The following is a 24,267-nucleotide window of genomic DNA, read 5'->3' on the forward strand; positions in this document are numbered from 1 at the left end:
TTATAATTAAGCTTTATATTATCAAGGATTTAAGAATTATGAAATCATTTATCACAACGCCAATTTATTATGTAAATGATGTTCCACATATAGGTCATGCTTATACTACTTTCATTGCAGATATGCTAAAGAAATATTATCAACTTCAAGGTAAAGAAGCTTTTTTACTTACAGGCACAGATGAACATGGTCAAAAGATTGAACAATCTGCCTTAAAAAAAGGACAAACTCCTCAAGCATATGCAGATTTTATTAGTGCAAAATTCAAAAAACTTTGGGATGATTTTGAGATAGATTATGATTATTTTATTCGCACTACAGATAAAAATCATATTATTGGCGTGCAAAAAGCATTCGAAGTGATGTATCAAAAAGGAGATATTTATAAGGGGGAATATGAGGGGAATTATTGTGTAAGTTGTGAGAGTTTTTTTACATCTTCACAGATGCAAGAAAATAAATGTCCAGATTGTGGAAGAGAGACTACTTTAATAAAAGAAGAAAGCTATTTTTTTGCTTTAAGTAAATATCAAGATAGACTTTTGCAATGGTATGAAACAGATTGTATTTTGCCTCGTTTTAGAAAAAATGAAGTAATAAATTTTGTAAAAAATGGTTTAAATGATCTTTCTATAACTCGCACAAGTTTTGAGTGGGGGATTAGATTGCCAGAGAGCATAGGGGATAAAAAACATATTATTTATGTTTGGTTAGATGCGTTAATGAATTATGTAACTGCTTTGGGTTATGGTAATAAAGTATTGCAACAAGATTTTTGGCAAAATGCAATTCATATTGTAGGAAAAGATATCTTGAGATTCCATGCTGTTTATTGGCCTGCATTTTTGATGAGCTTGGATTTGCCTTTACCAAAGCATATTTATGTTCATGGTTGGTGGTTAATTGATGGGGTAAAGATGAGTAAAAGTTTGGGCAATGTGGTTAATCCAATGGAGGTTGCACAAGAATTTGGAATAGATTCTCTACGCTATTTTTTAATGCGAGAAGTGAGCTTTGGTCAAGATGGAGACTTTTCAAAAAAAGCATTGATAACAAAAATCAATACGGATCTAGCAAATGATTTGGGAAATTTATTAAATCGTGTGCTTGGAATGGCAGAAAAATATGCAAATTTAAGTTTAAAATGCAACGAAGAAAATTTACCTCAGGAAAAAAAAGAAATCCAAAAAATTCTAGATTCTCTTGAATGTCTCATGTATGAAATACAACCTTCTAAATATTTAGAAGAATTGTGGAAAATATTTGTGCTAGCTAATGGTTTGGTAGCTAAGTATGAGCCTTGGAATTTGATGAAAGAAAAAAAGGAGCAAGAGGTTTATGGTCTTTTGGTTTTATTGAGCAATATTCTCATAAAAGGTGCTTTGAGTCTTTATCCTATTATGCCTCAAGTTGCTACAAAGATTTTAGATGTATTTGGATTGAGTGCAAATGCGCAAAATTATCATAAATTTATAAAAGAGCATTTTATTCAGATGGATTTAAGGCTTAAAAAAATTGATGCCTTATTCCCAAAAATTGAAATGATTGAAAAAAATGATAATCCTAAGCAAGAGCAAAAACAAAATCTAGTTGATATTGGTCAGTTTAAAGAAATTGAAATAAAAGTAGGCACGATTATGAGTGCAGATTTTGTCCCTAAAAGCACCAAACTTTTAAAATTACAAGTAGATTTAGGAGAGGGAAGGTTACGACAGATTATCTCTGGAATCTCTGAGTTTTATCAGCCAGATTCTTTGATTGGCAGGCAAGTTTGTGTTGTAAGCAACTTAAAGCCCGCAAAATTGATGGGAGAGATTTCTGAGGGGATGATATTAGCAGTCAAAGATGATAATGGCTTATCATTATTAAGTATAGACAATCACAAGGAAAATGGAAGCAGGGTAAGCTAGTGAGAATAAATCAAGTTGTAGAGCTTTTGCAAGGAGAATTGAGTAACTCTCCAGCAGTTGATAGTTTTAATAGTGTGGCTTTAAATCTATCAAATCTTAAGAGAGGTGGATTATTTTTTGCAAAGTGTTTAGATGATATTGATATGGCAATATCAATGGGTGCTTATGGTATTGTATATGACAAATTTGTTCAAATGGTGGATGCGGAAATTGCATGGATTAAGGTGCAAGATATTCAAGAATCTATAGCAAGACTTGTGCGTTTTTATCTTTTAAATAAAAATATTGAAGTTTTTTATTTAAAGCCAAGAGAATTAGAGATTTTTTCACAAATTTGTATAGATGAAAAAATTGTAATTTTTGATGGAAATCTTGAAAAGTTATTGGAGCAAATAAGTCAGGATATTTGTTATAAAGGAGTTGTGGTTGCAGATAGTGGCTTTTTAAATTTAGCATTAGATTATACAAAAAGTATCGTGCCGCAAGAAAAAATACTTACAATTCATATTGCAACATTGTTTGATATGAGGGTTTATTACAAACTTTCACAATATTATTTATTATTACCAGCATTATTTTTTGATGAATTGAGTGCAGTTGTGCATCTTTGCCAAAACTATCAGATAGATTTTGATTTAAGAGCTTTTAGAAATCTGCCTAGTGTTTTGCCAAGTTTTGTAGATCAAACACCAAAATTATTAGAATATGGTCAAAGTGAGCGTGTAGTGATTGCTCAAAAAGGTTTGAATGATTTTAGAGAATATGTAAATTATATTGCTCAGAATGGAAAATGGGGAAAAATGAAGGTTTTTGTTCCAAGAGATTGTGATTTTGACTTTGATTTTGATGTTATGTTTTATGCAAATCATGAAGAATTATTAAAGTTCATAGGTAATGAAAAATTTAATTTTGCTTTAGTTTTAGGATTGGAAAATCAGGAATTAGCAGAAATGCTTAATAAGCCTAGAGTGGAATCAGCAGCAACTTTATTTTGATGCAATTTAATAATCCAAAGATTTATCATACCTACAAAAAGATAGAACAATTAGCAGATGTAAATGCAAATTATCTATGTGATGATGGTATTAAAATTACATTTGATACAACAAAACAAGAAATGCAAAAAATTCATGAGTTAGCAATAGAGCTAAAACCTTGGAGAAAGGGTCCATTTTTTATCAATGAGCTTTTTATTGATAGTGAATGGAGAAGTTTTATAAAATGGAATCAGATTGCACCTTATGTAGATTTAAAAGATAAAGATGTTGCAGATGTCGGATGTAATAATGGTTATTATTTATTTGAGATGCTAAAGCAAAAACCAAGAAATTTAATAGGATTTGATCCTAGTGAATTATTTTTTACACAATTTAGCTTCATCAATCATTTTATAAAAGCGCCGATTATATATGAGCTATTGGGTGTTGATGATTTAAAAGACTATGGTAGAAAGTTTGATGTAATTTTTTGTTTAGGTGTTTTATATCACAGAAGCGATCCAATAAAAGCTTTAAAAAGTCTTTCTCAAAGCCTAAAGGATGGCGGAGAAATCATCCTAGATACATTGATTATTGAAAATGATTTGGAAATATCATTAACGCCAAAAACAAGTTATGCAAAAATGAACAATGTATATTTTATTCCATCTATTGCTGCGTTAAGAGCTTGGTGTTTTCGTGCAAATTTAGAGTTGGTTGAGATTTTGAGTATCAAAGAGACTACAATTCAAGAACAAAGAAAGACATCTTGGATTGATACCTTAAGTTTAGATTCCTTTTTAAATACAGAAGGAAATCTCACGATTGAAGGCTATCCACCACCAAAAAGAGGTTATTTTAAATTAAAAAGAAAAGTTAAGGGAGATTAAATATGCAAGATCAAGAGCTTGAGACAACGATTTCTTTAATCAAACCAGTAGATAAACTTGTAACTTGTACAGGAATAAATGCTGATTTTTGTGGAGAGTTGATAAAGATTTCAGAAAACACAGCAGAGGTAGTTTATACTACCTCTTCGATAATGCTTAGTGATGATAAGGCTATACATTCTGGTTTCATATTTGGTTCAGCGGCATATGCAGCTTTGTGTGCTATCAATAAAAAAAATAGTATTATCATTTCTTCTGAAACAAAATTTTTAGCTCCTATTGAATTGGGACATGAAATTTTATTTAAGGCAACTGCATTGCAAAATGGATTTAAAAAATGTGAAGTAAAGGTAGAGGGTTTTTTATTGGATATAAAAGTATTTGAAGGGATGTTTTATATAGCTATTTTTGACAAAAAGCTTTTTAAATTAAAATTTCAAGGAGAAGAAGATGGAAAATGAAAAACCAAGTTATCTTTATGGTATCTTGTTTGTAGCAGTAGTGGTTTTTGCTTCACTTTATTTTGCAGGCCTAAAAATCGTGCAAGATTTGCATATTTCTGCATTATTGATAGGAGTTATATTAGGCGCTTTACTTTCCCCTGTATTTAGAAAAAGCAAAAAAGATTTAGAGTTGGGTGTTACTTTTAGTGCAAAAAAGCTTTTGAGATTAGGAATAGTGCTTTATGGATTTAAGGTAACTTTAAATGAGATTAGTGGTATTGGGTGGAATGGCTTTTTGATTGCGCTGATTGTTGTTGTTGCAATTATGGCAATTGGTTTTTATGTAGGTACTAAATTTTTTGGACTTGATAAAGATGTTGCATTGCTAGTTAGTGGAGGGAGTGCTATTTGTGGTGCGGCTGCTGTTTTAGCTTTAGAATCTTCTATAAAATCAGAACCTTATAAGGGTGTTATTGCTGTTGGAACAGTAATAATTTTTGGGCTTTTGGCAATGTTTTTATATCCTTTGCTTTATTCATTGTTTTTAAATCAGTACTTAAGTGAAAGTCAAATGGGGATTTATATTGGTGCAACATTGCATGAGGTGGCAAATGTGGTAGGAGCAGGGGGTGCAATAGGGGATAGTGCGAGTGCGAGTGCCATTACAGTAAAAATGATAAGAGTGATTTTATTGGTTCCATTATTATTGTTGATACCCTACTTAATGATGCAATCTCATCATGTTGGCAGAAAAAGAAGTTTGCATATTCCTTGGTTTGCATTTATGTTTTTAGGCGTGGTTATTTTAAATTCTTATATTTATTCTCTTAGTAGTTTTATATTAGATCCACAAAAAGTTACAAGTATCATTGATGGATTAAAATTTATTTGTGATCTTGCGCTTATTTTTGCCATGTCTGCATTAGGATTGCAAATTGATATTAAGAAATTTTTGAGTTCTGGAGGAAAAGCTTTTGGATTGGCATTTTTTCTTTTTATTATTCTGCTTGTGGGAGGATTTTTTCTTACAAAATTATTAGTATAAGTGCAATATAATGTTTTTTACTCAAAAATTAGGAGATAAATCATGGAAATAATTAATCAAGAAAAATATGAAAAAGAATCAAAAAATGGCTTAGTTGTTGTAAATTTTAGTGCTCCTTGGTGTCCAGATTGTGTTAGGATTGAACCTATAATGAAAGTCTTAGAAGAGGAATATAGTAGTATTAAGTTTTTTAAAGTTGATATTGATAAGGATGAAGCTTTAAAAGATTTATTGCATATTAGAAGAATTCCCACTCTTTTATTTTTAAAAGATGGAATTGAAGTATCTGAGAGATTGGTAGAACCAGATAATAAAATGCCAATCAAGCAAGCAATTGAAAATATGCTGGCTTAAAGTATGAAAAATTTTTCTTTTAGGGGGGGGGGGATTGCATAATAGCCCCTTCTTCTCTATCATTATTCCTGTTTATAATGCCAAGCCTTATATTGCAAGATGTTTAGAATCTTGTATCAATCAAACTTTTTTTGATATAGAAATTATTGTTGTTGATGATTGTGGTAGTGATGAATCCATAGAAATAGTAGAGGAATATACAAAAAAAGATAAAAGAATTAAGATTTTGCATAATAAAGAAAATCTAGGAACATTTCATGCAAGAGTTTGTGGTGAGAGATATGCCAATGGGTTTTATATACTGCATATAGATTCTGATGATTTTATAAAGAGTGTTGCTTGTGAAGAGTTTTATAAAACAATACAAAGTGATTATAATACAACAGGGATATATGCAGATTTTTGCTGCTTTAAGGTTGAATTCTTACCAAAAGGAATATTTAAAAAAACTCCTTTATATATTAGAGATATTTTATATCAAAAGGAAATTTTAGAAAATTTTTTAATTAAAGCATCTTCTCCTCCTGTTGTGATTTGGAACAAAGTTTATAAGAGAGATTTATTAAGAAAAATTGATGATTTTATAAGGTTTAATTTTCAGAATTTGTCAAAAATTATAATGGGCGAAGACTTGTTGAAGTTTTTCTTTATTGTAATTTTTTCTCATAAGAGCATAGGTCTTAATAAAGATTTGTATGTGTATTGTGATAATGAAAATTCTGTTACAAGAAATATAAATAGTGAAGCAAGAGATAAAAGAGTTGCTGATTTAAAATATATTCTTACTTTATTTGATAATTGCACGAGATTAGATTTATTACAAGAAAAGCATATTCTTTCAGCCATTAAAAAAATTAAAAATATTTTAAGAAGCTCAATTGAATTAGAATATCGCTATGATACATTTTATTTTTCCTACTTGAAAGCTTGCATTAAATCTCTTTTTTTCTATAGAAAATGGAAAACCTATGTGCGTATTTTAGTGTATTTCTTAAGTTTTGGAAAAATAAAGTTATAAAAAATCAAATGGTGTGCTGAAGAAATATTTTGTATTTTTATAATAAAATTCCAAACTTTTTGCCTGTAATTTTAAGATATTTTGAGTAAAAAGTTTTTGGTTGAGGTATTCTCTAGCACTATCATTATCTACTCCATAAAGAGGCTCCCCAACAATGGGATATCCAATGCTAGCTAAATGTAATCGAATTTGATGTGTTCTACCTGTAATTGGGGTTACTTCAAGTAATGTTGAATTTTCAAAATGTTTTAAAACTTTGATTTTTGTTATTGCTCTTTTACCCATTGGGTGTATTTGTGATCGTATTCCTAAATCCTCTTGTTTGGTTATAGAGTTGGGGTTTAATATTGGCAAGTCTATGATTTGATTTTTAAGTAAGATGCCATTGATTAAAGCAAGATATTTTTTCTTTACTTGATTTGTTTCAAAAAGTTTTTTTAAAATTACTTCGCTTTGTTTGTTTCTGCTTACAAGAATAATTCCATTGGTTTCATAATCCAAACGATGGATAGGATTTGCGTCTTTACCAAAAGTATCTTTAATGCTATCACAAAGGCTAGGGTGAGAAAACCTACCCTTTGGATGTGTAAGGAGATTTGATGGTTTGTGATAGAGTGCAAAGTCTTGATGAATAAAAAATGGCTCTAAGGTCGCTTTGGGTTCAAAGATTTCAAGTATTACTTCACCAGATATAAGATCAGATTTGTGTATAGGATTTTGATTTTTATAATAGATTCGCTTTTTATCTATGATTTTTTGGGCTTCTTTGTTGGTGCATTTTAGAGTATTTTGCACAAATTGAAATGCTTTAGTTGGAGAGGTGATATAAAAATCTTTTTTTATAAAGGGCATTTAGAGATTTCTTTAATTAAGAGCATAGGGGTTTTTGAATATAAAGATTCTTGAATGCAGGCAATAATATCCACTTTTTCATTTGAAGCAAAAAAATCTTTTGAAAAAAAATGCATACCATCAATTTGATTCTCAAAAACTAGTTTTTGGTGCATATCTTTGATACTTTTGCTTTGAGATATTGTGAGATTTTTGATTAAAAATTGTGGTGGGAGATTCCCCTGTCCATAGGGTTCAAAGCTTTGTAAGAGATTAAGCAAATCTTTGTTGATTTCTTTTAATTCTATTTGCCCTAATATAGCGGTATTTTCCTGTTGGGTTAGGGGATGATGGTTGCTAGCAAATATATCGCAAAATTTATTAAGATTCTCATAAGGTAAGCTTAGGCCGATAGCTTGAGAATGTCCCCCAAAATGTAAAAATAATTCTTGATAATGTAGAAGTGTTTGAAAGATATCGATTTTCCCATCACTCCTTCCGCTGCCTTTGAGAATTTGATTTTTTAGAGTAAAGACAAAGGTAGGTTTTTGGTAAATTTCAACAAGTTTTGTAGCAATTATTCCCAATACCCCTTCATTCCAATCATCTTTATAGGCTATGATACAATGAGAAGTTTGTGTGATATGATGTTTAGATTCTGTGAGTATGGTTTGGACAATATCTTTTCTTTCTTGATTAAGGGATTGGAGCTTATAAAAAATCTCTTTTGTTTCTTCTTTGGATTGTGAGAGAAAAAAATCACATACGATTTTGGCATCTGCGATTCTTCCAGCACTGTTTAATAAAGGGGTGATAAAAAAACTTATATCTTGAGCAGTAAATTTTTGGGATTTTAAGAAGGTTTTTAGTAGTAAATCGCACTGGTTATTTGAATTTCTAAAAACCTCAATACCTTTTTTTACAAGTATTTTATTGATATGTGTAAGAGGCATCATATCTGCTATGGTCGCTATGGCTACATATTTTAAGAGTTCTAGCAGAGATATTTTTAAATCTAGTGCTATTTTGATAGCATTGCAAAAATACCAAGCAACCCCTGCACCGCAGATATTTTTTTGAATAAAATCACAATCAATTTGTTGGGGATTGATAATTGCATCTGCTAAGGGGAGTTTTTCTTGAGTTTCATGATGATCTGTGATAATGAGCTTAATATTTTTATTTTTGCAATATTCTCCTACTTCAAATGCAGAAATACCATTATCAACAGTAATGATTACATCACAGGGATTTTGTTCAATGAGATGAGGTTTTATACCATACCCATCAGAAAAACGATTAGGAATACAGTAGTTCACATTTTTGTAACCAATGATTTGAAAAAAAGACATCATAATAGTGGTGCTTAAAACACCATCAACATCATAATCTCCCACAACTAGAATTTTATGGTTTGCTTGCATTGCTTCTTTTACGATTTGCGCGGCTTTTTGTGCATCCTTTAATTTATGAGGATGAGGCAAGTCCTTGAGGGATGAAAAATTATCACCCTTAAAGCGTTTTGAGAGTAATAATTTGATTGTTTCTTTAGTAAGAAGGTGCATTACTTTTTAAATTGGAGTGCAGATTTTACAAACGCAAGAATAATAGCATTAGGATTCTTTAATCTTGAGGTAAATTCTGGATGGAATTGCACTGCAACAAAGAAAGGATGCTCTTTTATTTCTACTGCTTCGATGAGTTGATTTGGAGATTCTCCACTAATTTGCATACCATTTTTTTCTAGGATTTCTTTGTATTTTGGATTTGCTTCATAGCGGTGTCTATGTCTTTCTTTTATTAGTTCTTGTGAGTGATAGCTTTGATAAATGACAGAATCTTTTTTCAAGATGCAATCATATTCCCCAAGACGCATTGTTCCACCAAGTGGGGATTTATGTGTTCGAATCTGATTTTGTCCATTTTGATCGATAAAATCTTCAATAAGATAGATTGCAGGTTCTTTTGTATGAACATCAAATTCGACGGAATTTGCATTTTTAATATTTGCAACATTGCGTAAGAATTCTAAAATTGCAAGTTGCATACCCAAGCAGATTCCCAAAAATGGGATTTTATTTTCCCTTGCATAGGTGATTGCATTGATTTTTCCTTCAATTCCCCTGTGTCCAAATCCACCAGGAATTAAGATTCCATCCACATCTTCAAGTATTTTGATATTTTGCATATCAAGTTTTTCGCTATCAATCCATTTGATATTCACTCTTGTATCTATGTTTGCTCCAGCGTGTATCAATGCTTCTGTAAGAGATTTGTAAGATTCTTTTAAATCAAGATACTTGCCAACAAAACCAATGGTAATTTGATTTTTAGGAGAGATGATTTTTTTTACTAGCATATCCCATTCATCCATATTGGGTTGTATGCAATCAAGATTAAAGTTTTTTGCAATAGGCGTAAGGATTCCTTCTTTTAAGAAGTTGATTGGACATTGATAAATGCTTTGTGCATCTTCAGCGACAATCACACTATCATCATCTACATCGCAACTTAGAGCCAATTTTCTTTTTAGTTCTTTGCTTAGGGGTTTTTCACATCTTGCAAGAATAATTTGAGGACTAATTCCTATGCGTCGTAATTCTTGGACAGAATGCTGAGTAGGTTTTGTTTTTTGTTCTCCTGCGGCTTTAATAAAAGGAATGAGAGTGACATGAATACTTATGACTTGATTGCTTCCAAGCTCATGTTTCATTTGACGCATTGCCTCTAAGTAGGGCATACCTTCAATATCTCCTACAGTTCCACCAAGCTCTACAACTAAAAAATCATTCCCTTTAGCAACATTTTTAATCCTTGCTTTTATTTCATCTACTATGTGTGGGACAACTTGAATAGTTTTTCCAAGATATTTTCCTTGCCTTTCATTTTCAATAACTGAAAGATAGACTTGCCCTGTTGTAAAATTATTGGCTTTTGTAAGGCTTGTATCTAAAAAACGCTCATAATGTCCAATATCTAAATCTGTTTCTGCACCATCAGCAGTTACAAAAACTTCCCCATGCTCAAGGGGGCTCATCGTTCCAGGATCTACATTGATATAGGGGTCAATTTTTAAAATAGAAACCTTGAAACCAGAGGATTTTAAAAGTGTGGCAATAGAAGATGATGAAATACCTTTACCCAATGAGCTAAGCACACCACCTGTAACAAAGATATATTTTGGTTGCATATGTTTTACCTTTTTAGTTAAATGAACAAAATTTTTATGCAATAGTATAAAAACCCTTTTTAATTTTTAATAAAGATTTAAATTTTTAGCATAGAATCCATTACATTTTTAGGTATTGGAGTGAAAATGCTACTTCTTTTGTCTTTGGTTTTTGTATTTTTGTATATTTTGCCAAAAATAATTGTTGATTTTTTTCAAATATCTTTTATCAAGAAGAAAATGCAAGAGCAAGCAATTATTTTAAACCATGAAGATTATCAAAATGCAGGCTTATATGCAATTGAGAAATTGAAATTTTCTATTTTTTCATCATTATATGAGTGCGTGGTGTTTTTTTGTTGGATTTTTTTTGGTTTTATGTTTTTGCAGGATTTTATAGGAGGATTTTTTGAGAATGAAAGGCTTTATAGCCTTGCTTTTTTACTCACTTTTTTGCTTTTATATACATTGATAAATTTACCACTTTCTTATTATCTTTCTATGGTATTGGATAAAAAGTTTGGTTTTAGCAAGATGAGTTTTGGTTTATTCCTCAAAGATACCTTGCAAGGTTTGGTGTTGTTGATAGTATTTGGGGGTATCATAGGGTATGTGCTTATTTATTTAGTATCTTATTATAAGTTTTGGTGGCTTTATGGCTTTATATTTGTATTTTTTGTTATCGTGATTATCAATATGATTTATCCTACACTAATTGCTCCAATTTTTAATAATTTTACCCCTCTTGAGGATGAGAGTTTAAAAGAGAGAATTAAAGGATTATTAGAGAGTGTTGGTTTTGAAAGTAAGGGAATCTTTGTGATGGATGCGAGTAAAAGAGATGGAAGATTGAATGCTTATTTTGGTGGATTGGGTAAGGTTAAGAGAGTTATTTTATTTGATACTTTATTAAAAAAGGTTAGCACAGATGGACTTTTGGCAATACTAGGTCATGAGTTAGGGCATTTTAAACATAAAGATATCATTAAGAATCTTTTTTTCAATGCTATTTTTTTATTTATTTTGTTTGTTTTTATGGGATGTTATACACAAGATTTATTACAAAATATTGGTTTAGATGGCAATAGCGGTAGTATTTTTGCTTTTATTTTTCTTGTGGCTTCTGTTCTTGGATTTTGGTCGATGCCAATTATAGGTTATTTTAGTCGCAAGGCAGAATATAATGCAGATAAATTTGGGGCAAATTTATCTAGCAAGGCAACTTTAGCCAATGCTTTAGTGCGTATTGTTAATGAAAATAAAGCTTTTCCTTATTCACATTCTTTGTATGTGTTTTTTCATTACACTCATCCTCCACTGATTGATCGATTAAAAGCATTGGATTATACATTTTGATTGTTTTTGAAGCTTTAGCTTGGGGGAGGAGTGAATTATCTTCCAAAAAAGGGATAAGAGGGGGATTAGAGAGCGAGCTTTTGTTATCTCATATTCTTGGTGTAAGTAGAGAATGGATACATACTTGGGGACAAAGGGAAATTCCTTTGGATTTATTTCAAAAATATCAAGAAGTAATATATAGGCGTCAAAAAGATGAACCTTTAGAGTATATTACAAATCAAGCTAGTTTTTATTCTCAAAATTTTTTTGTTGATAATCGTGTATTGATTCCAAGGCCAGAAACTGAGATTTTGGTAGATAGGGTAAGTTTGTTAATTGAAAAATTTCATATAAAAAAAGTTGCAGAAATTGGAGTAGGGAGTGGAGTTATTTCTATAATTTTGGGTTTAAAATTTCCACACTTAAAGATTATTGCAACAGATATTTCAAAAGATTCTCTTGAAGTGGCTAGAAAGAATATTTTAAGTTTTAAAGATGAGGCATCGCATATTGTTCAACAAATTGATTTGAGGCATACAAATTTATTAGATGGAATCAAAGAGGATTTTGAGCTTTTAGTATCAAATCCACCATATATTGCAACAGATTATCCATTGGAAAATAATGTGTTAAAAGAACCACATTGTGCTTTATTTGGTGGAAAGAATGGGGATGAGATTTTGCTAAAAATCATTCAAGAGGCCTCAAAAAGAAAAATCAATTTTTTATGTTGTGAGATGGGATATGATCAGAAAAAGAGCTTAGAAGGGGTTTTGAGTGCTAGTGGGTTTAAGGCAGATTTCTATCAGGATTTATCAAGTTTTGATCGTGGATTTGTAGCTCAAAACTTAATGTTTTGAGCCTCCATCTTTGTGCAAGAAATAAAGTCCTAATGATAATGCAAGAATTGAGAGTGCAAAATAAATCATATCAATTGTATTTTTTACATCCATATTTAAAACTTTTGAAAAAAAGGCTACAATCAAAGCCATTACAATGACTTTTGCAAGTTTATCTTTGAGCTGATCTAGTGTGTGGATTTCTAACACTTTTATATTGGATAATTCTTTGATAGATATTTTTGAGATAAAGAGCTCATATAAACCAAAAGAAAAAATCATTAAAACTACCGCAATAAGATATAAATCAATAGAGCTAATAATTGCATTTAATAAAAGATTGTGAATATCGTGTCCTGCGTGATTAGAATCTGTATAGTAATGTAAAGTTTTTATCCCAGCATCAATAATATCCCAACTTGCAACTACAAATAAAAGTATCGATCCAACCAAAGAAAGAATAACAGCTAGCAATACAATCAGTCTTGCATTCCATAAAATTGTTTCAAAAAAAGTTTTCACCTCTATCTCCTTAATCCAAATAAAGCCAAAATTTTAGCACAACTATTTAAGAAGTATTTTGCAGGAATTAAATAAGAATTAACTTTTTAATATACAATGAGGATTATCTCACAAAAAGAGGCTATAAATGGGAACAATTACTTTAATAAATAATGAAACAGGAAAGAGTTATGAATTTGATTTAATTGATTGCACAAGGGGTCCAAAGGCGATTAATTTTTCCAAGCTTTTTGAAACAACAGGAATCTTTTCCTATGATCCAGGGTATGGCTCTACTGCTGGATGTGAATCTACAATTAGTTATATAGATGGAAAAAAAGGAGAATTGCTTTATAAGGGCATACCGATTGAAGATTTGGTGATGCATTATAGTTTTAGTGATATTTGTAAATTCTTGATTAGTGGAGACTTGCCAAAAAATGAACAAGAAAGTTTGGAATTTGATTTGGAGTTAAGACATCGAGGATTTTTGCATGAAAAATTAAAAAGAATGTTTGATGTTTTTCCAGATAGAGCACATCCAATGGCTACATTATCTGCGCTTGTTTCAGTATTATCTACTCTTTATGTAGATTATAAAGATGAGGGAGATACAGATGATTATCAAACAATGGCAAGAAGAATCATAGGCAAGATTCCTACAATGGTTGCTTATTGTTATCGCAATTCTGTGGGAGCACCATTTATCCAACCAGATATTAGCAAGAGTTATATTGAAAATTTTCTTTATATGCTAAGAGGTTATCCTCATTCTAGATTGAAGCATACAATTTATGGAGAGCAAGAGATTAGCGAACTTGAGATAAAGGCTTTAAATAAGATTTTAATTTTACATGCAGATCATGGGCAAAATGCTTCAACTACAACTGTAAGAAATGTTGCTTCTACAGGGGTGCATCCTTATGCTGCAATTTCATCAGGAATCTCTGCATTATGGGGTCCTGTACATGGAGGTGCTAATGAGAAAGTATTGAGACAATTAAATGAAATTGGTGATGTAAAGAATGTAGATAAATTTATTGCAAGGGCAAAAGATAAGAATGATTCTTTTAGGTTGATGGGATTTGGACATCGTGTGTATAAAAATTATGATCCACGAGCAAAGGTTTTAAAAACTCTTAAAGATGAGCTAGATCAGCAGGGTATTAAAATGGATTCTTATCTAAGTGATATTGCACAAAAAGTAGAAGAGGTTGCATTGAGTGATGATTATTTTAAAGAGAGAGGCTTGTATCCAAATGTAGATTTTTATTCAGGGATTATTCTTACAGCACTTAAGATTCCAACAGAACTATTTACTCCAATTTTTGTAATGGGAAGAATGCCAGGATGGTGTGCTCAATTGATAGAACACAATAAAAATCCTCATGCAAGAATTACAAGACCTAGACAGGTGTATTTGGGAAAATAAAGTAGAGAAAAAAAGGAGGGGATGAAAGCAGGGAGAGGAGTTAATTCCCTACTTTTTCAATAATATTCCAAGGTAATCCTTGTTTATTTAATTCTTCCATAAAAGGATCAGGATCAAGTTGCTCTATATTAAAGACACCAGGAATATCACCCCAAATGCCTTTGCAAATTAGCTTTGCTCCAATTACAGCTGGCACCCCAGTAGTATAGCTGATAGCTTGAGCATTTACCTCTTTATAAGCTTCTTGATGGTCACAAACATTATAAAGATATACAGTCTTATCTTGACCGCCTTGAGAACCTACAATATAACAACCAATGTTTGTTTTTCCTATCGTTCTGCCTGCAAGAGAAGCTGGATCTGGAAGTAATGTTTTTAGGAATTGTATCGGAACAATTTTATTTCCTTCGTGCTCTATCTCTTTAATACCAAGCATTCCTACATTTTCAAGACATTTCATATGAGTAATATAGTTTTGTGAAAAAGTCATAAAGAATCTAATGCGTTGCAATCCTTTGATATTTTTGACTAAAGATTCTAATTCCTCGTGATAAAGAAGATAAGAATCTTTTTCTCCAATTTCAGGATATGCCCAAACTTGCTTAATTTCTAGAGGTTTGGTTTCAATCCATTTTCCATTTTCCCAATATCTACCATTAGCACTCACTTCTCTAAGATTTATTTCTGGATTAAAGTTTGTAGCAAAGGGGTAGCCATGATCACCAGCATTGCAATCTAAAATATCTATTGTATAAATTTCATCAAAAAGATGTTTCTGTGCGTAAGCACAAAATACATTAGTTACACCAGGATCAAAACCGCTCCCTAAAAGAGCAAATATTCCTGCTTGCTTAAATCTTTCATGATAAGCCCATTGCTCTTTGTATTCAAATTTTGCAGTATCAGGATGTTCGTAATTTGCAGTATCAAGATAGTGAGTTTTTGTTTGCAAACAAGCTTCCATAATGCTCAAGTCTTGGTATGGCAATGCTACATTGATAACAACTTTTGGATTATATTTCTTGATAAGTGCTACAAGTTCTTCAACATTATCAGCATCAACGCTCTCACAAATAATTTCACCAAGATTTTTTTCTTTGATGCTTTTAGCAATACTCTCACATTTTTTTATATTTCTTGATGCAAGAATAATTTCTTTAAAGGTTTCTCTATTTTTTGCTAGTTTGTGTGCTACAACACCACCAACTCCACCAGCACCAATTTGCAAAACAGTGCTCATTGTTACTCCTCTTCTTTAAAATCTTTGAAATCATATCTAAAAAAGATACAACCTTAAATAATAACTTTAAGAGATTGGCATAAAGCTTGTAGAATCTAAAGAAAAATAGTTGAGGTGCATAATTATGTTTGTGATTACTGGTGGTGGCACAGGGGGTCATTTGGCTATTGCAAAATCTTTAGCAATGCAATTAAAGGCAAATAAACAAAAAATAATTTATATTGGTTCTTTGCAAGGTCAAGATCAAGCGTGGTTTGCTAAGAGTGATTTATTTGATTGTGTGTATTTTTTAAACACAACAGGGGTGGTAAATAAAAAGGGCATAGGTATTATAAAGGCTTTATTTTTGCAATTAAGGGCTTTGTGGGCAGTAAGAGGTATTTTTAAAAATCATGAAATTGTAAGCGTGATTAGTGTAGGGGGTTTTAGTGCTGGACCAGCAAGTATTGGTGCTATTTTATTTAAAAAAAAGCTTTTTATACATGAGCAAAATGCAGTTAAGGGAAAATTGAATGCCAAACTAACACCATTTGCTACAAATATTTTTGGAAGTTTTGAGGATAGTGCAAAGAATTTTATCAAGACTTCTTATCCCGTGAGAAAAGAATTCTTTTTAGAATCAAGGATTCGTAAAGAAATAAAAACTATAATGTTTTTAGGAGGCAGTCAAGGGGCTGTTGCCATCAATGATTTTGCCTTAAAAGTAGTTTTAGATTTGATGGCACAGGGTTTTAAAATCATTCATCAATGTGGTTCTAAGGATTTGGAGCGTATGAAACAAGAATATTTAAGATTAGGCGTGCTAGATAAAATAGATTTGTTTGATTTTGAGGTTAATTTGTTATCAAAAATACAAAAGGCAGATATTTGTGTTTGTAGAGCAGGGGCAAGCAGTGTTTGGGAATTAGCAGCAAATGGAATCCCTTGCTTATATATCCCCTATCCCTACGCAGCAGGTAATCATCAATATTACAATGCCTTGTTTTTTGAAAAAAAAGAATTAGGGAAGATTGTGGAGCAAGATAGATTGCAACCAAAAAAGCTTTTTGATTTTATTGAAGAGATGCAAGAAAATATTTTAGAAATAAGTGAAGCTTTGCAAAAGAGTATTCAAAGTGATGGGGCAAAAGAGATTGTTGAAATTATTATAAAGAATTCTTTGCCAGCATAATTTCTAAAATTTGCTCATCTGTGGCAAGCATACTTTTTGATGCAATATTGCAAAGATTCTGGATACTTTTATCCACTTCTTCATCTACAATTCCCTCTTTGCCACTTACGCGTGATTTTTCTAATGCAAGCAGAAGGGATTTAAATGCAGATTGAACTGTTGTGGATACTTTCATAGAACAGCTATTACTAGCACCATCGCACAAAATCCCACTAATATCACCAATCATATTGCAAATCCCACGAGAGATTACCTCAAAATCTTTGCTAAAAAGCCACGCAATACCTGCATAGCTTCCAATTCCAGCGGTGGTAACCGCACATAATGCAGAAAGTTTTGGAAGCTTTGAGTGGATATAAATTGCAACAAGATGAGAAAGAAAAAGAGCACGATTTAATTCGTCTTCTTTGTTTAAATGTTTGGCCACTACAACAACAGGCATTGTGGCTGTAATTCCTTGATTGCCAGAGCCAGAATTTGTCATTGCAGGAAGTGGAGCGCCACCCATTCTTGCATCAGATGCTGCGGTAGTTTGGATAAGAATCTGTGTGGCTAGGTCAGATTGCAAGATATTTTGATTGATATATTTTTGATAAGTTCTTCCAATAGCAAGCCCATAGTCTTTTTTTAACCCCTCTTGGGATAACTTGGAGTTTAATTGGGCTGATTGTGCAATGAAGGCTATTTTTTCTTCTTCAATCTCACAAGCAAAATCATAAATTTCTCTTAGACTTAAAGTATCAAAAATTTCTAAGGAAATATTTTGGGGTTTTGGATTTTTTTGAATTAAAATTTTTTGGTTTTTTTCTAAAAGGCTAATGTGTGTATGATCTTGCTCTATAATTACTCTTACGCTATCTTTTTCATAACTCCCAATTGCTTCTATATAAAGATTAGGAACTTTTTGTTTGATGTGTAAATCTATGATTGAGACAAGTTCTTTTGCTTTTAGTACATCTTCTTGTTTTGCATTTTTTAAAACCTCAAGTTTAAAATCGCTTTTGCCACAAATGCAACCCATCGCAGCAGCAATTCTTAGACCAGACATTTGAGTGTTTGGAACATTTACAGCCATTGCATTTTTTGCAAGATTTGCTGAGACAAAAAGAGTGATTTTTTGAGGAATTTGCCCAAGTGTTTCTCTCAAGATAGCACAAGCATAGGCTGTAGATATTGGTTCTGTGCAGCCTATGGCGGGTTTTACTTCATTTTTTATAATTTGTAAGATTTTTTCTTTATCCATTTTGCCTCAAATAGTGTTTTTGAGGGATTTTACTTAGTTTTTATGATTCTGTAAAGATTTTTTGAAAAATAAAAATAGTTTCTAGATGGTGCGTGTGAGGAAATTGATCAAAGATAGCACTTTGAATGATTTTGTGCGTTTTACCTAAAAAAATAGAATCTTCTTTGAGTGTTTGAGGATTGCAAGAAATATAAATGATATATGGAAACTTTGCAATAAATTCTAAAACCTCTTTATTGGCTATTCCACTTCTTGGAGGATCTACTAGAATATGTGAAAAATTAAAAGTCTTAAGATCAATTTCTTTTAAACGAAAAAAATCTCGTTTAAAATTTAGGGCCTCTATGGTTTCTTCCCCACTAAGTCTTGCTGAATAAATATTTGCAATATGGTTATTTTTTGCATTTTCCTTAAGGATGGGTATGGCAGATTTTACAACTTCTGTGGCAAAAACTTTATGAAAATATTTTGCTAGGGCTATTGTAAAATTCCCACTACCACAATACATTTCTAATAGATCTTGTTTTTGATGTGTTGCAATGGCTTGTGATACAAAATTTATCATTTTTGCATTGATGTAGGGATTGGGTTGAGAAAAATTGCCTTCTTTATAAATATACTTTAATGTTGTGTTATCAAGTGGTATTTCAGTATTGATAAAATTTGAACCAATAACAATTTCTTGATTCTTGCTTCTTCCTATAATAGATATTTTAAGCATTTTTGCAAGTTTTGTTGCTTCTTGTTCCCATAAAGAATCTAGGGTTTTATGATAAATTAGAGTTAAGATAGCTTTATTGTTAATATTGCCCAAAAGATTGATGGCATAGAGTTTGTGATTTAAAATATCCTCTTGGAGGAGATTTGGAAGTTTTTTGATGATTTCTTGAAGTATTGGCAATAAATTTGGGCAATTATCAATGGGAATGCGTTCATTTTTGCCAAAAGTATTCATTGACAAAAAGATTTTTTCCCCATCTCTATGGATTCTAAATTCAGCTCTTGCTCTAAACCCTCTTTCTTTTGATTCAAAAATAGCATCAGGAGAAAAACCAAAAAGTTTTTTAAAAGTAGTAACTTTTTTTTGTAAAGCTATGGGATAATCATCTTGAATCTGACAACCACCACAAATTTCAAAGTGAGGACAAATCACTCTTTTTCACCATTGATAATTGTGCGTAGGTAACCATTTTCACTAAGCATAATATAAAGCTGACCTAAAATTTCTTTTTTTCTATCTTCATCTAGGAGCAAGGAATCTTCAATCTTTTGCTTCAAGATTCTCTCAATTTCTTTTGTATCATAGTCTAAATCATCAAGAACATCTAAGATGGTTTGTGCTTCAAGCAATCTGTCAATCTCATAGCCTTTTTCTTTGATAATCACGCTAAATTCTGTAGGGTGGGTAAAAAGATTGTGTCGCATTCCAAGAACTTCTTGATAAGCCCCCACAAGGAAAAATGCTAAAAAATATTCTTCCTTTGTTACATCCACATCATGAAGATAAAGTGGTTTTGAAGAATCAAAGGCAATTTCACCATCACTATCGCAAGTAATATCCCAAAGACTAGCTGATCTCGTAGGTTTTTTGTTTAGTCTATCTAGCGGCATTACGGGGAAATTTTGACCCAATCCCCAATAATCAGGCAGGCTTTGGAAAAATGAGCAGTTAAGAAGATAGCGCTCTTGCACTTGTTCTTGAATGCGGATAATATCGTTATGATTTTTGTGTTTTAAAAGTTTGATTACTTTTTTGATAATAAGATGCACTAAAACTTCTGTATTGCTTCTATCTTGCAAATCAATATATCCTAAATCAAAAAGTGTAAGCAAAGATTCCATATGATCAAGGCTATCGTGTAAATATTCAATGGCATTTTTTTCACTGATTGTTTTGTATAAGTCAAACATCTCAGCAATAAGAGGAGGATTTTTTTCTTTGAGTTTGAGGGCTTTTTCGTCATATTCTTGAGAGAATAATTCTAAAACTGGAGCAATTAAAACCGCGTGATTTGCAGAAATAAATCTACCAGATTCTATAAAGATATCTGGTTCTTTTTCTTTTTTGTTTTTTGCAATTTCTTTGAGTGAAAAGACCACATCCCCACTAAATTCACTTAAAGTATAGTTGCGATTATTATTGCCTTCATGCTGAGTATATTCTACAGCAAGACCACCACCAATATTAACCGCTGTAAGATTCTTTGCCCCCATTTTTCTTAATTCTGCATAAATATTTCCCACTTCTCTAATGGCTTTTTTCAAAGGAGAAATATCGCTAATTTGCGATCCAATATGAAAATGTATCATTGTAAATTTATGCAAAAGGTTGGATTTTTCAAGCAAGGAGATGGCTTCTAAAAGCTCTGTGCTTGTTAGCCCAAACTTGGAGTTAATGCCTCCACTTTTTGCCCATATACCCGTCCCTGTAGAGTGCAGACGGATTCTAAGTCCAATATTTGGGTGAGGCTCACCCATCTCTTTTGCTACTTGAATAATGGTTTCAAGTTCATTTAGCCCTTCTATTGTTAGAGTGATAGAGTGTCCGATATTTGCAGCGATAAAGCCAAGTTTAATCATCTCTTTGTCTTTAAAGCCATTGACAGTAATTGGAGCATTTTTGTTTGTATAGGCCATTGCAATGATAAGTTCAGATTTACTCCCCGCTTCTAAGCCATAGCTTTTACCTACTGATGAATTCATCAATGGTAGCACGAAGTGTGGCATTTGATTGACTTTTAGGGGAAAAACAGCGTGAAAATTACCTTTATATTTATAAGTTTGCATAGAATGATGAAAAGAATCAAAAAGCTTATTGACTTGTTTTTCTATCAAATGAGGAAAACGCATCAATAAAGGCCCCTTAAAGCCTTTTTCTCTTACATCTTTTACAATATCAATTAGTGCAGGCTTTTTTCCATAATTTACCTTAATTACACCATTTTCAATGATAAAATCATCATTTGACCAAAACTTTATTCCATAATCAACCATATCACTCTCTTTGTTAAAAATAAAGACAAAAATTATACATTTGATAGTTTAAAATCGTGCATTCTAACCTTTATTAAAGTTTTCTTTCTTGTAGAAAATCTAAAATTTTAGTTTTTTCTTCACTTTCATTTGTCCTAAGTCTTAAAATATCAAGATTATATTTTTTTAGGATTTTTTCTTTAAGACAATCTCTTTTTGCTTGAATGCTATCTGTTTGATGGAAAGCAACCCCATCTACTTCTATAATCAATCTTGGTTTTTTATCAATATGATTAAAGATTAAAAAATCAACATGGGTATTTCGATGTAGAGCAAAGCTTTTTTCTTCAGTATCCAATAAGCTTGTATCTCTCAAAATCATTTTAAGGGGAATGTGTGTAGCGATACCTAAGTGTGGAAAATCTTTTAAAATATCACTAAGAAGTGCATAAATGAGATTCTCGCTGTCATAAAGCGATATCTTTTTGTATTTTTTTAAAAATTCTTGTCTTGCTTGATGATAGCATTGATACAAAAGATCAAAAATAGAATAAATTTTACTCTCTTTGATATCAAAGTTATGGTATTGAATATATCTTACCAAATCCCCTATATTTCCTGTATTTAAGAAGCTTTCATCATCATTGATAATGATAATAAGTTGCTCAATTGCGCGAGAAATTGCGACATTTAACCGATTTGCATTATCAATAAAATCTGAGTTATGATTCCCAACAGTTGATAGGATAATTACTTTGTTCTCTTGTCCTTGAAATTTATCAACAGTATCTATTTTTACATTTTTATCTTTGAAATATTCTTGCAGTGCTTTTACCTGGTTGCGATAGGGTGAAATGATTCCTAAAGAACCATCATCGGTATTGAGATTATAGTTTGGAATAATATCTTTGACAATCATATCAATTTGTCTTTGATTGACTCTATCTCTTGCATGATTTCCTTTTGGAGCTTTAAATAACATAAGAGGTTTAGTGTTTGTTTCTTCAGTCATTATAACTAGCTGATTTTCATAAAATTTTTGATTACAAAAATTGATAATTTTTGGATGGCATCGATAATGCTCTTTTAGTAGTGTCATTGGTATTTGTGGAAATAATGCAATCATAGAGGATAAAAAGCTATGTTTTTCATATCGATAAAAATCTTTTATTTTTAAATCATCAGAAATCTTTTTTATTTCTTCATACACATCACTAGATACAATGTTTGGGAGTTGCTTTAAATCCCCGACAATAACCGCTTTTTTAGCACAATTCAAAGCAAGAGATCCTGTGCATAAATCTACTTGAGATGCTTCATCTATGATAAGATAGTCATAACTAATTTCTTTGCTTAGTGAGCTAAAAATAGAATGTGTCGTGCTTAAAACCAATGGGTAGTCTTGTAAAAAACTATTTGCTTGAGATTTTAAATCTTCTATTTTGTAATGTTTGCGTTGTTGGCTACTATATTTTTGGTGTAATTTAGCATAAAAAATTTTCATAGATAAATCCGTGCTTTCTTGCATTTTAGATTTAAAGTCAAATTTTTTAAGTTTTTGCTCTAGGTTTTTTATTTCATTTGAGACTTCCATATATTTGAGAGCATAAAATCTGTTTTTAACTCTTGCTATCAATGTGTCAATTTTAATGCGAGGGTTTTTGATTAGCAGCTTATAAAACAGATTTTTTTCCTTATTCCAAAAGGTTAAAAAAGATAGGATGTAGAGAGTTTTTATTTTAAAATTACTTGATTTTTTATCATCAAAAAACTCAAAAAACAAAAGAAGTTTTAATAGTGTGTTTGAATGTTTGATTTGATTTAAAAGATTGATTTTTGTTTTTGCTTTATTTAAAGCACAGTAATCCTCAAAATGTTGTTTTTCTATCTTAATGGATGTGAGATTTTGTTTTAGAAGTGAGAGTTGATTTTGTTGCAAGAGTTTCTTATCTAAATCTTGATAGATCTTTTTTAGATTTCTGATGTGTTTTTCCCATTCTTTTTTGCTGCAATGCCAATCTTTTATATTTGGAATTTGTTTTTGATTCTCAATAAAAGCTGTTTTGTTACTATAATTTCCTAGTTTTGCTACAAAAAAATCTAAAGAATATTTTTGAAGTTTTTCTTCAATATTTTGTATTGCAGAATTATTGTTAGAAACAGCAGCTACATTACAATCTCTTAAAATAGCATTAGCAATAATATTTAAAATAGTTTGAGTTTTTCCTGTCCCTGGAGGTCCTTGTATGATACTTATGGGATTAGTGATTGCATTATTAACAGCATATTTTTGACTTATATTGAATCCAAAAGGATAGATAATGGGTATTTCATCTATCTCATTTATTGGTTGAGGTAAAACCTGATTGCAGTAATTATCCAAAAGATTTCTTGGTGAGGAGATTTCAGAATAAAAATAAGAAAGAATATTTGTATTTTCTTTATCTATAGTAGTTTCTGTATTAAAATTTCCTACAATATCAGCAATTTCTTTTAGGTATTCAAGAGTATCCACTAAAATTCCTTTTTGATTTAAAAATTCAAAATTGGAATTCTATAATATTTCCCTCTCCAACCACCACTTAAACTAAGGAGTTTTGTTATAAAACTTTAAGATTTGATTTTAAGATTAAAGAGTTTTATTATTTCTCTTTTATCTTTAAAGCTTAAAGTATTGTTTTATTTCTTTTTGTTTTAGTTTGTTTAAAACAAAAAAATTATAAAGTGAAAAGTAAAAAATAAAATAAAAAATATAAAAATGTTTAAGTGGTGGCAGGAGAAGGAAAAATCTTTGTTTGTTTTCTTCTTCTGCTTAGTTTTAATTAAAAATACTTTTTAATACTTTTAATTAATACTTTTAATTTCTTTTTTAATTATTATTCTTCATACTTCT

20 protein-coding genes are annotated in these 24,267 nt (G+C 31.1%); 11 read left to right on the top strand and 9 right to left on the bottom strand.

The features are described from left to right. Nucleotides 1–38 precede the first annotated feature (38 nt). Genes metG through CQA57_RS06180 form a run of 7 tightly spaced genes read left to right on the top strand, consistent with a single transcriptional unit; the run spans nucleotide 39 to nucleotide 6,637 of the window. Nucleotides 39–1,910 carry a methionine--tRNA ligase gene (gene metG, locus CQA57_RS06150; RefSeq protein ID WP_115579357.1) on the top strand — a complete coding sequence of 624 codons (1,872 nt, stop codon included), beginning with the start codon at nucleotides 39–41 and terminating at the stop codon, nucleotides 1,908–1,910. Further along, the gene (locus CQA57_RS06155; protein ID WP_115579358.1) at nucleotides 1,910–2,905 is read left to right on the top strand and encodes a hypothetical protein; all 996 of its coding nucleotides are present in this window, start codon (nucleotides 1,910–1,912) and stop codon (nucleotides 2,903–2,905) included. Before metG ends, CQA57_RS06155 begins: the two co-directional genes overlap by 1 nt. After that, a complete protein-coding gene (gene cmoB / locus CQA57_RS06160) occupies nucleotides 2,884–3,777 on the top strand; it encodes a tRNA 5-methoxyuridine(34)/uridine 5-oxyacetic acid(34) synthase CmoB (RefSeq protein WP_407918739.1) in 894 nt (297 codons plus the stop codon). Before CQA57_RS06155 ends, cmoB begins: the two co-directional genes overlap by 22 nt. 2 nt (nucleotides 3,778–3,779) lie before the next feature. Next, nucleotides 3,780–4,238 carry a PaaI family thioesterase gene (locus CQA57_RS06165; protein ID WP_115579360.1) on the top strand — a complete coding sequence of 153 codons (459 nt, stop codon included), beginning with the start codon at nucleotides 3,780–3,782 and terminating at the stop codon, nucleotides 4,236–4,238. Continuing rightward, the gene (locus CQA57_RS06170) at nucleotides 4,228–5,265 is read left to right on the top strand and encodes a YeiH family protein (RefSeq protein WP_115579361.1); all 1,038 of its coding nucleotides are present in this window, start codon (nucleotides 4,228–4,230) and stop codon (nucleotides 5,263–5,265) included. Before CQA57_RS06165 ends, CQA57_RS06170 begins: the two co-directional genes overlap by 11 nt. Before the next feature lie 39 nt (nucleotides 5,266–5,304). Then, nucleotides 5,305–5,619 carry a thioredoxin family protein gene (locus tag CQA57_RS06175; protein WP_211305565.1) on the top strand — a complete coding sequence of 105 codons (315 nt, stop codon included), beginning with the start codon at nucleotides 5,305–5,307 and terminating at the stop codon, nucleotides 5,617–5,619. 34 nt (nucleotides 5,620–5,653) lie between these two features. Beyond that, on the top strand, nucleotides 5,654–6,637 hold the full coding sequence (locus CQA57_RS06180) for a glycosyltransferase family 2 protein (protein WP_170126838.1): 984 nt from the start codon (nucleotides 5,654–5,656) through the stop codon (nucleotides 6,635–6,637). Here the strand turns inward: CQA57_RS06180 and CQA57_RS06185 are convergent. The 3 genes from CQA57_RS06185 to pyrG are packed head-to-tail and all read right to left on the bottom strand — an operon-like array spanning nucleotide 6,632 to nucleotide 10,658. Continuing rightward, entirely contained in the window at nucleotides 6,632–7,489 is an 858-nt protein-coding gene (locus CQA57_RS06185) for an RluA family pseudouridine synthase (protein ID WP_115579364.1), read from the bottom strand. The two genes, CQA57_RS06180 and CQA57_RS06185, sit on opposite strands and share 6 nt — an antisense overlap. Then, complete coding sequence (recJ, locus tag CQA57_RS06190; protein WP_115579365.1) at nucleotides 7,477–9,033, bottom strand: single-stranded-DNA-specific exonuclease RecJ; 1,557 nt, start codon at nucleotides 9,031–9,033, stop codon at nucleotides 7,477–7,479. The genes CQA57_RS06185 and recJ overlap by 13 nt, the downstream gene beginning before the upstream one ends. Then, entirely contained in the window at nucleotides 9,033–10,658 is a 1,626-nt protein-coding gene (pyrG, locus tag CQA57_RS06195; RefSeq protein ID WP_115579366.1) for a glutamine hydrolyzing CTP synthase, read from the bottom strand. Before pyrG ends, recJ begins: the two co-directional genes overlap by 1 nt. 126 nt (nucleotides 10,659–10,784) lie before the next feature. Here pyrG and CQA57_RS06200 point away from each other — a divergent pair, with 126 nt between their 5' ends. After that, nucleotides 10,785–11,993: a M48 family metallopeptidase gene (locus CQA57_RS06200; protein ID WP_115579367.1), complete on the top strand. Its 1,209-nt coding sequence runs from the start codon at nucleotides 10,785–10,787 to the stop codon at nucleotides 11,991–11,993. Then, nucleotides 11,990–12,835, top strand: coding sequence for a peptide chain release factor N(5)-glutamine methyltransferase (gene prmC / locus CQA57_RS06205; RefSeq protein ID WP_115579368.1), 846 nt, complete (start codon nucleotides 11,990–11,992; stop codon nucleotides 12,833–12,835). Before CQA57_RS06200 ends, prmC begins: the two co-directional genes overlap by 4 nt. Here prmC and CQA57_RS06210 read toward each other — a convergent pair. Then, the gene (locus CQA57_RS06210) at nucleotides 12,824–13,336 is read right to left on the bottom strand and encodes a YqhA family protein (protein ID WP_115579369.1); all 513 of its coding nucleotides are present in this window, start codon (nucleotides 13,334–13,336) and stop codon (nucleotides 12,824–12,826) included. The two genes, prmC and CQA57_RS06210, sit on opposite strands and share 12 nt — an antisense overlap. 127 nt (nucleotides 13,337–13,463) lie before the next feature. On the opposite strand from CQA57_RS06210, the gene CQA57_RS06215 reads away from it, so the two are divergent. After that, entirely contained in the window at nucleotides 13,464–14,747 is a 1,284-nt protein-coding gene (locus tag CQA57_RS06215; RefSeq protein WP_115579370.1) for a citrate synthase, read from the top strand. 40 nt (nucleotides 14,748–14,787) lie between these two features. Here the strand turns inward: CQA57_RS06215 and CQA57_RS06220 are convergent, their stop codons facing one another. Further along, nucleotides 14,788–15,987, bottom strand: a complete 1,200-nt coding sequence (locus CQA57_RS06220) for a saccharopine dehydrogenase family protein (protein WP_115579371.1) — start codon at nucleotides 15,985–15,987, stop codon at nucleotides 14,788–14,790. A gap of 124 nt (nucleotides 15,988–16,111) precedes the next feature. On the opposite strand from CQA57_RS06220, the gene murG reads away from it, so the two are divergent. Beyond that, nucleotides 16,112–17,158 (top strand): undecaprenyldiphospho-muramoylpentapeptide beta-N-acetylglucosaminyltransferase, encoded by a 1,047-nt coding sequence (gene murG, locus CQA57_RS06225; protein ID WP_115579372.1) that lies wholly within the window; start codon nucleotides 16,112–16,114, stop codon nucleotides 17,156–17,158. Here the strand turns inward: murG and CQA57_RS06230 are convergent. The 4 genes from CQA57_RS06230 to CQA57_RS06245 form a co-directional block, all read right to left on the bottom strand. Then, nucleotides 17,133–18,401 carry an L-cysteine desulfidase family protein gene (locus CQA57_RS06230; RefSeq protein ID WP_115579373.1) on the bottom strand — a complete coding sequence of 423 codons (1,269 nt, stop codon included), beginning with the start codon at nucleotides 18,399–18,401 and terminating at the stop codon, nucleotides 17,133–17,135. The genes murG and CQA57_RS06230 overlap by 26 nt on opposite strands. Before the next feature lie 40 nt (nucleotides 18,402–18,441). Beyond that, nucleotides 18,442–19,554, bottom strand: coding sequence for a tRNA (uridine(54)-C5)-methyltransferase TrmA (trmA, locus tag CQA57_RS06235; RefSeq protein WP_115579374.1), 1,113 nt, complete (start codon nucleotides 19,552–19,554; stop codon nucleotides 18,442–18,444). Then, nucleotides 19,551–21,395, bottom strand: coding sequence for an arginine decarboxylase (gene speA, locus CQA57_RS06240; protein WP_115579375.1), 1,845 nt, complete (start codon nucleotides 21,393–21,395; stop codon nucleotides 19,551–19,553). The genes trmA and speA overlap by 4 nt, the downstream gene beginning before the upstream one ends. Nucleotides 21,396–21,468: 73 nt before the next feature. After that, nucleotides 21,469–23,889, bottom strand: coding sequence for an AAA domain-containing protein (locus CQA57_RS06245; protein WP_115579376.1), 2,421 nt, complete (start codon nucleotides 23,887–23,889; stop codon nucleotides 21,469–21,471). Nucleotides 23,890–24,267 lie beyond the last annotated feature (378 nt).

The sequence above is a fragment of the Helicobacter anseris genome (genome assembly GCF_003364335.1).
In the GTDB taxonomy this organism is placed as follows: domain Bacteria; phylum Campylobacterota; class Campylobacteria; order Campylobacterales; family Helicobacteraceae; genus Helicobacter_H; species Helicobacter_H anseris.